Source organism: Frankia sp. AgB1.9 (genome assembly GCF_016786355.1).
In the GTDB taxonomy this organism is placed as follows: domain Bacteria; phylum Actinomycetota; class Actinomycetes; order Frankiales; family Frankiaceae; genus Pseudofrankia.
In genome coordinates, this window is the sequence record NZ_JADWYX010000220.1 from 1 (window position 1) to 7,643 (window position 7,643).

Sequence of the window (7,643 nt, forward strand, 5' to 3'; positions counted from 1 at the left end):
GTCTCGTGGGCTCGGATATGTGTATAAGACCCAGCTCGCGGACCCCGCTCACGTACGGACCGAGCGACCAAGGCCGGTCTGACCTCAGCGGTAAGCCCGACGCCGGCTGGTCGTGCGGCGGCGACGGCTCGTGTGGCCACGACGCCGTTCGGTGGAACGAAAGACCAGCAGCAAGATGATCGCACCGATGATGGAGCCGATCACGCCGGACGGCTGCAGGGCACCCTCGTTCAGATCCTTGCCGAAGAGGACGTAGCCCAGAAATCCGCCGATGAACGAGCCGACGACCCCCAGGAGAATCGTCGTCGGAACGCTCATCGGGTCGCGGCCCGGCACGAGGAGACGCGCGACCGCACCAGCGATCAGCCCAAGAACGATCCACGAGATAATGATCGTAAGCACGGAACCCTCCAGGCAGGCGACGGTGTCGAGATCGTCCGTTGTGTCGGAAGCCTTACCCCGCCGACTCGCCCGCCCAAACCAGACGACTGACGCGCAATGTGGGCATCGAGTCCGATGCCGCGACGGAGCCAAGCACCCACGGCGCACCCGACCACACCATCCGCGCTGGTCAGGACGGTCCCAGCGACGATCGCCGCGCCCGTCCGGTCGCGCTCGGTCGAGGTCCTCGTTCAGAGGTCGAAGCCGGGCAGCGGGCCGTCTCCGGGCTCTCGCGTGACCTCGGAGCCGATCCTGATCCGCGTCGTGTCCGGGTCGAGGTGGCGAAAGTGCTCCAGCGAGATGACAGTCGCGTCGGCTTCGGCGATCCGTGCCAGCTCGCTGTTCCCAGTTAGTCTGGCGAGCTCCCGGAGGTCCTTCCTCGCTCGCTCCGACAGCCGGAGCAGATGTTCGTAGCGCCCGTCATTCTCGGCCAGGACATCCCGGAGCAGCAGGCCACCGACGCCGCCGCGGAAGTCGTCAGGGCTTACGACGTGCGCGTACGTGCTGTACCGCACAACCCGCTCCCTTCCCGCCGGCTTCCGCGCCGAGCTACTCGGTAGGCGTCCACCCGGCCGAACCGGCGTCACACAGCAAGCGGTCCAGCAACGCGTCGCACGGTCACGTTCTCACCGTGCCGCCGCAGGAGCCGCCTCAGCTGTCCTGGCGTATTCCGGCGTCCAAAGCTACAACGTGCTCGACTGGACCTATGGCCGACTGGAACGCCTGGCATCGAAACTACGACGATCCGGCGTCCGGGCTGGCGCAACGACTGGCAACCGTCCGCGCGGAGCTGGACCGCCTGTTGACCGCGACGAACGGTAGGCCGACGCGGTTGCTGAGCCTGTGCGCCGGAGACGGTCGAGACACCCTGCCGGTCCTCGCCGCCGGACATGACAACGTCCGCGCGGTCCTTGTCGAGATCGACGCCGGCCTTGGCGCGGCGGCGCAAGCACAGGCCAGCCAGCTGAACCTGCCGCACGTCGAGGTCCGCACAGCCGACGCGGGGGTCATGGACACCTACGCGGATCTCCCGCCGGCAGATGTCCTGCTCGCCTGCGGCGTGTTCGGGAACATATCTGACGACGACCTGGAGACGACCGTCGGCGCGTTTCCCCGGCTACTAACTCCGGGCGCCGCGGTCCTGTGGACCCGTGGCGCGTCAACCGGCGACGACGACCCGACCAGCCACCCCGGCGACGCGGCCGAACTCGTCCGGAAGGTGTTCACCCGCCACGGGTTCGTCGAGGAGCGGTTCATCCGCCCCGACGACGCGGGCTTCCGAGTTGGTGTCCATCGCCTCGCCGACGCCCCACGCTCCGACCCGACAGGCCGCCACCTGTTCCGATTCACGCGCTGATGGATTGAGGCTCCGCTGTGGGCACCGTCCGGCCTGCTCGCCGCGTCTCGGAGTCGTGTCGGGCGGCCTTAGGCGGGCTCCCACCGCCAGCCGTTGTTGTCAGTGCACACGATCGCCTCGCCATTTCCCGCGACGCCGCGCGCGCCGTGGTCGGCATTGCGGCAGTACTCGCCCGGCTCGTAGCAGTTGCCGCCGTTGGTCAGCGGTTGGCAAGCCGCAGCGGGGGCGGGCGGGTTGACGGGAGCGGGAGGCGGCGCCTGAGCCGGTGGCGCGGCTGCTACGGATCTCGGCGCCGCAGTGGCGGGCGGGTTCGCGGGAGCCGGCGGCGGAGGCTGCGTAGCTGGCTGAGTTGCTCGTGCGGTCACGGGCTTTGGCGCCGAGGTGCGCACGGCGACAGGCCCGGCCGGAGTCGTGCGCAGCGTTGACGTGCCCGCATGTGACGGGTCGGAAGGGGTCTGTGCTGGTTGCGTCTGGCGGGTGGTCGCCGCGTCCCGGCCCGTCTCACTCAGGTCGGGCGGTGTGGTGATGCTGGCGACTGCGCCTGGGCTGCTCGACAGCACATTAGAAGTGACACCTACCGCGGTGCCTGTGGCCGGGTTCTTCGGTAGAAGGAGTCCGACGACAATGAACGCTACGACGCCACCGGTCGTGACGAGCCCTGCGGCACGCCTGTTATGGACGCGTGCCCAGTGCACGTGGCCTATGGCCAACGCGACAAGCCCGAAAATGACGATCGAAAAAGCCATAACCGCTAAGAAACCCACGCCGTCCCCCCGGTAGCCGCAGAGGGGCGACGTTAGCCTCCCGGGTCGGGCTCGTCATAGCTAGATCAGCACAACACGCGATGGGGCGGCGAGTAGGGCACAGAAGTGCCACCCATAGCCGTCGTGCCTGCTGCCTCGCGGACATCGCCTGTCCGTGGTGGATAGCGCTGATGACCGAGGGACTATGAAATCTTAGTAGTCTGCCCGTGGAAGTCCGCACGCATCCGCCGATGCTGGTGACGCGGCATGCGACGTCCGTAGACGTCCACGCTCGTCCGTCGCCGTCCACCGGCTTGGCCGCTCTGGCTGCCGTCCCGTGATCGGCCCCGTGTAGATCATCATCTAGTCCGACTACTCGTGGTCGCCACGAAGTCCGTCCGCAAGCTGGTAGGTACGCCTCACGTTTGGCGTAGTAGTCGATCGCCGCGCAGACTTCCACGCCGTCCGGCTCCGCGCCGCCGCGCCAATCTCGCCAGACCCTCAGGACCTCACGCACTAGATCAACCTCAAGTACGTAGCGGGTGCCCAGCTGTGGCTCGTCGATCCCCTCGTCGACAACCACGACCGGAGAGTTCGGAGTCAACACAGCCGCCAATGTGTAGATCGTCAGGTCCCCGCGCAGGTCACCGACCTGTTCTAAGACCCCGGCCATGTCCGTCCGCTTGACCGTAACGCCCGATTGCAAGATCGGCGTCCGCCGTCCACTGGGGCCACAGACCTCCGCCGCGCCTGGTCACAGCCCTGCCTGCGTCCACCGATGTCCACTCCGGTCGGCCGACGTCTGCGGGCCTGGCTGTACTGATGGCTAGGGGCGCCGGGCCTACGCGACGCGACAACCTTCAGATCCGTAGGCTTCGGCGGTAGGTCCAGGGACGTCCGCTAGCGTCCGCTGGTGCAGGTCACAGGCCCGGGGACGTCCACCGGCGTCCACCGACGTCCGCCCCCGTTGCAGTACAAATGCAGTACGGCGGTTCGGCTGGTAGCGATTACAGACTGTTCCCGATCGGGAGCCCGGGAGTGGGATCGATGGAAGTCGCGGGAGAACTGGCAACCGCTGCCGGGATGCTCGCCATGTGGGCACCGCGGTCATTCGAGAGCGTCGTGGACTACGAGACGTGGGAGTCGGTGCTCCTAGAGGACGAGGACATCCGGGCGCAGGTCCTCGCTGGCGCCTTCGTCCCGGTCAACATCGGCGCCGACGGCGCCTTTGGCATCACGGCGCGGGTCGACTCGATCTCGGCGCCGGCCGTACTGACCGATCGCGAACGCCAGCACCTGTTGGTGTCCTCGGCACCGTACCTGTTCGTCTCGACCGGCGAGGCGGTCATCAGCGGTGTCGAGCACGTCCGCGGCGTCCCCTACCTCGGGTTGAAGGCCCCGGTGCCGGCGGGACGCTGGCAGGTCACCGTCAACCTGATCGACTGGCAGGCGGAACCGGGTTGCCGCGACGAGGCCGGAAAGCCAGCTCCAAACGCGCTATCCGATTTCGTCCTGCTGATCAACCCGGAGCGCGGCGCCGACACCCAGTACCGCACCCAGATACAAACCTTTGACCGCGCCACCTCCCGAGATCAGCGACTCCAACTAGGAGCAGAGCGAAAGGCGCTGCCCATCTCGCGGACCAAGGGATTATGAGATCGCCAGATACTTGTCCGTGGTCGTCCACCGACGTCTGCTGGTGCAGGTCGCGCCCCGTCTGGATTCCGTGGACGTCCGCGCTCGTCTGTCGGTGTCCGCATGCTTGGCTGCCAGTCTGGCTGCCAAGAGGAGCCGTCCGGGCCACGGCGCACGGCCGCGCCGACCACCCATGAGCAGCCTGCCACCGTCTAGCTCGCGGCGGCGATGCCTGCCCGTGGGGTGATCCAAACTCCGCGGTAGGACCTGGCCGACCACCCGACCCGACCGCCTCGAATCAGGTCACAGCGGCGCATGAGTCTGACAGACTGCCGTTCCGTGGGCACGGCGATCGCACCCCTAATTATTTCATCGGCCGCAACCCTAACTGGCGTGTCAGTTGCCGGGCTCTTGGCAGAGTATCGGGAACGCCGAAGGACTGCGGTTGAGGAGCGACGTGCCGAGCGGCAGAACCGGCAAGATCATTACAAATGGCTGCGACAAGAGCGTCGATTGTTGTATTCCGCGGTAGTGTTGAGCCTAGAAAAGGCCGCAGACCAGTACAGTCGCCTATTGGATGGACTCCTTACAGACAATTACGCGAGGACGAGCGACCCTACCCAAGAACAAAGGGCACTCATGGAGGACTTGAATGTCGTTTCCCGGGAAGTCGCACGGCAAGTGATTGAGATTCAGCTCGTCGGATCAGAAGAGGCCACGGTCGCAGCAAGAGCCGGGAGCGAATGTCTCGATGCCGTGACTGGCCTGTTGCATCACATGAGCGAGGCTACCGTAAGTGTCGAGGCTGACGCCTTTATTCGTACATCGCAAGTCTGGATTGACTTGCGGCACTCTCTTCAAAGAATGATTGATGCGGCACGCGCGGACATTGGTTCTCCGTCGGAACCTCTTGCACCCTAAACTGAGCCGGTCGACCGCTAAATCGGTGCGCGCCGTCCAGGGATATCCACGGACGCCCGCCGATCTCGGCTTGTCCATCCGTCGCATTGCTGGCTACCTCTGACTGCCCGCCGTCCAGGTACCGCCGCGGTCGTAGCCCACCCCGTGCCTTGGGAATGAACCTTCTGTTCCGTAGTTCGATCTGGATCTTCCGGGGGCGTCCGCTGACGTCCACCGCGTCCGCTGGCCTCGGATGTTCCGTCCGCTGAGGTCCATCAGCGTCCGCTCGCGTCCGCCGGCTCGGCTGTCAACTTGGGTGTCAGCTCCGATGCCTCGGTCCGCGGGCGAGACCTGCCATTGATCCGCTGGCACCTGTCGAGGTCGGCTGGCGCTGGTCATGGTCGCGCCAAGGGCGTGGATCGGCTTGCCCACTACCATCCGCCGCTGGCCACGCGTCTGGTGGCTTCGCTCGCCGCCGGTGACTGCGTCGCAAGCGTGTGCGAGTCTGGTCGAGTGGATGTCTGGGCCCACGACGACCGACTGTTTGAGATCGTTTCGTTCTATTGCCTGCCTGACGATGCGTGGCAGTACGAACTGAGGGGGCTGAGTGGAGCCCCTGGCGCCGGGCCGTTCCTCGCCGTTGTCATTCCCGACGCGACTCCGGACGCCGGTAGCTTCACACCGATGCCGGCTGAAGACGTACTGGTCGAAGTCTCCCATGGAGTGACCCCCTGGCCGATTCTCTGCCGATTCCTTGCCTTGATCGGATCGTCAGGCGACATTGTCAATCAGGATGGGCGGGGTACGTCGGCGAGGGACCAGGGGCTCTCGGAGCGGGTCTCGCCGCATGGCTCCACATGCTTCAAGATCGACCACCCGAACCCCGGCGTAGCCGGTAGCCGGATCTATACCTTGCGGGTGGTGACTCCAGGGGTAGACCGCAGCGACTACGTCGAGGTGGAAGTCCCGGATGCCCACCCGGCCGGCGGCGGTCCGGCACGGGATGGCATCGAGGGCGCCACCTTCACGGCTCACGGCAGTTGGCGTGTTCCCTGGCCGGTCTTCCGTCGCTTCGTCGACGCGGTCCAGGCGCATGCTGCCTGAAGCGTTCTGGCTCGACCTGTCGCCAGCGATCCCGGTCGTGCCGCCGCCATTACGATCACCTGTGATCCGGGCGGAGGCCGGTGCTGGTTACGCGGCGTAGGGCAGAGCCGTGTCGTGTGGTTGATGGTCGATGATGGAAGGCAGAGGATCTGTGGCGGAAGATCCGGCGGCGCGCCGGCGGGACCCCTGGACCGCCTATCACTTCTCTCAGTCGAATCCGGAGGGCGCTGGTCAGGGTGACGTAGGCGCCTTGCTCCGACGGGTCGCTGACCCGATTGATGCGCTGGGTCAGGTTGACGTACAGGACCTGGTGCTGCACACCGACATCACGGCGGACGGCGACTGGCACTCGATCACGGTCTACTACCAACACGCTGGCGATGACCGCGACACTGAACCCACAAATTAAGAGATCTTGGTGATTTGTCCGTGGATGTCCGCAGACGTCCACTGGTGCAGGTCACGGGCGGTCCGGATTCCATGGACGTCCACGCTCGTTCGTAGTCGTCCGGTGGCTTGGCTGCCACTGTGGCTGCCGGGCTCTCATCCGCTCAGCCCTGATCGCCGATTGGCCGGGCTACTCGCTGCCATCGCCAAGGCTGGCGGACTCCTCTGGGGGCGGCCCCACCTGCGACACCGAATACCTGATCCGCGATCCTACCTGGATCATCCACGGGCGCCTTTCGGGGTCGAGTAGGTTGCGTTCGCCACCTCTGTGGAGGCCTGTCCTCGTCCACAACTAGGCCGTCAGCTGGCTTGGACGGTAGCTCGGTCGGAGGTGCTGACACCGACTGGCATCATGGCTGTCGGCCTCGACGGCGGCGCGGCTGGCCGCCTGCGGACCTGTAACTCGACAGGTGGGCGAACTCTCGGCGAGATGCTGTGGGTAAGCATAGTAGAGTGTCGCTACTTTAAACTCTCCGAGTAGCGAGCAAAATTGTCGAGGTAGGCATGTCAAAAATTGATTCGGTGACGCTCCGCAACTTTCGCGGCATCACCGGAGAATGTGCGCTGAGTTTCTTGGTCAACGGCAAGCCCGTCTCGGCATTCATTCTTGGCGACAACGGCTCGGGGAAGTCTTCAATTGCGGACGCCATCGAATTCTGCTTGCAAGGAACACTCTTTAATGGGAGTACCCAGGAACCCATGGCTCCCACGCTGCGAAATTTGTATGCCGCTAGGTCCGAAATCTGCACGTGCCGTGTGCAACTCGATTCTTCCGAAGCAGTTACACGGTCGAGTAGGCCCGGAGAGAGGTCACACTACGACGTAAAGGCACATGCCGACTTCCGTTACAGTGCTTTCGTATTGCGACGGCGCGATCTGGCGCGATTTAGCGAAACGACAGACAGATTTAGACCCGCAGCATTAGCTGGCTTTCTACGCATAGGGAAAGAAAACTGGCTGCGACAGCCATCCGAAGAATCTCACCTTTTGGAAGAAAGATCGGACGGACTTAGGAA

Annotated in this window: 7 protein-coding genes; 5 read left to right on the plus strand and 2 right to left on the minus strand. The window is 65.0% G+C overall.

Features of this window, described 5'->3' with window-relative positions; translation table 11 throughout:
• Nucleotides 1-84: 84 nt before the first annotated feature.
• Nucleotides 85-402, minus strand: coding sequence for a GlsB/YeaQ/YmgE family stress response membrane protein (locus I6A60_RS40190; protein ID WP_203020727.1), 318 nt, complete (start codon nucleotides 400-402; stop codon nucleotides 85-87).
• Between the two features lie 230 nt (nucleotides 403-632).
• Entirely contained in the window at nucleotides 633-956 is a 324-nt protein-coding gene (locus I6A60_RS40195; RefSeq protein WP_203020725.1) for a hypothetical protein, read from the minus strand.
• A gap of 191 nt (nucleotides 957-1,147) precedes the next feature.
• Here I6A60_RS40195 and I6A60_RS40200 point away from each other — a divergent pair, with 191 nt between their 5' ends.
• The 5 genes from I6A60_RS40200 to I6A60_RS40220 form a co-directional block, all read left to right on the plus strand.
• The gene (locus tag I6A60_RS40200) at nucleotides 1,148-1,798 is read left to right on the plus strand and encodes a class I SAM-dependent methyltransferase (protein WP_203020723.1); all 651 of its coding nucleotides are present in this window, start codon (nucleotides 1,148-1,150) and stop codon (nucleotides 1,796-1,798) included.
• A gap of 1,790 nt (nucleotides 1,799-3,588) precedes the next feature.
• Nucleotides 3,589-4,197 (plus strand): hypothetical protein, encoded by a 609-nt coding sequence (locus I6A60_RS40205; RefSeq protein WP_203020720.1) that lies wholly within the window; start codon nucleotides 3,589-3,591, stop codon nucleotides 4,195-4,197.
• A 1,293-nt stretch (nucleotides 4,198-5,490) separates the two neighbouring features.
• Nucleotides 5,491-6,180, plus strand: coding sequence for a hypothetical protein (locus I6A60_RS40210; protein WP_238437238.1), 690 nt, complete (start codon nucleotides 5,491-5,493; stop codon nucleotides 6,178-6,180).
• A 151-nt stretch (nucleotides 6,181-6,331) separates the two neighbouring features.
• Nucleotides 6,332-6,589 (plus strand): hypothetical protein, encoded by a 258-nt coding sequence (locus I6A60_RS40215; protein WP_203020716.1) that lies wholly within the window; start codon nucleotides 6,332-6,334, stop codon nucleotides 6,587-6,589.
• Between the two features lie 542 nt (nucleotides 6,590-7,131).
• On the plus strand, nucleotides 7,132-7,643 hold a 512-nt coding region (locus tag I6A60_RS40220), incomplete at its 3' end, for an AAA family ATPase (RefSeq protein WP_203055874.1).

Excerpts from the sequence above, each read along its gene's own strand:
- I6A60_RS40200 (WP_203020723.1), top strand. The coding sequence starts at position 1,148 with ATGGCCGACTGGAACGCCTGGCATCGAAACTACGACGATCCGGCGTCC.
- I6A60_RS40205 (WP_203020720.1), top strand. The coding sequence starts at position 3,589 with ATGGAAGTCGCGGGAGAACTGGCAACCGCTGCCGGGATGCTCGCCATG.